1 protein-coding gene is annotated in these 496 nt (G+C 48.4%); it reads right to left on the bottom strand.

Translation table 11 applies throughout. From position 1 onward, the window contains the following. Positions 1-496 (bottom strand): NADH-quinone oxidoreductase subunit D-related protein (locus tag CSQ79_RS26935; RefSeq protein WP_502693973.1); only part of this gene is annotated, 496 nt, incomplete at both ends.

The raw sequence follows: 496 nt of genomic DNA on the forward strand, positions 1-496 counted from the left end.
GATCATCACCCATGATGTAGATGCCTAACTCACCTTTGCCACTTTCTATCCGAACATAATGTTCGCCTTTGGGGATTTTGAACGTGGGTGCGACTTTCTTGCCAATATACTGGTAATCAAAGCCATTCCACTCCGATTTTTTGCCTTCGGCTAACCGCTTCGCTTCCAAGTTTTCAAATGGACCACCTGGTAGAGCTTTGAGCGCTTGACGCAAAATCTTAACCGACTCGCGCATCTCACGAATCCGCACTAAGTAACGTGCAAAGCAATCGCCCGCTGTTTCCCAATGTACGTCCCAATCCAAGTCGTCGTAGCATTCGTAATGGTCTACTTTGCGTAAATCCCACTTCACCCCGCTGGCGCGTAACATCGGACCTGACAATCCCCAGTTGATCGCTTCAGAGCGCGAGATTGTGCCGATACCTTCTACACGGCGGCGGAAGATGGGATTATTGGTAATCAGACGTTCGTATTCGTCTACTTTTGGGTCAAAATA

The sequence above is a fragment of the Gloeocapsopsis sp. IPPAS B-1203 genome (genome assembly GCF_002749975.1).
Taxonomy (GTDB): Bacteria; Cyanobacteriota; Cyanobacteriia; order Cyanobacteriales; family Chroococcidiopsidaceae; genus Gloeocapsopsis.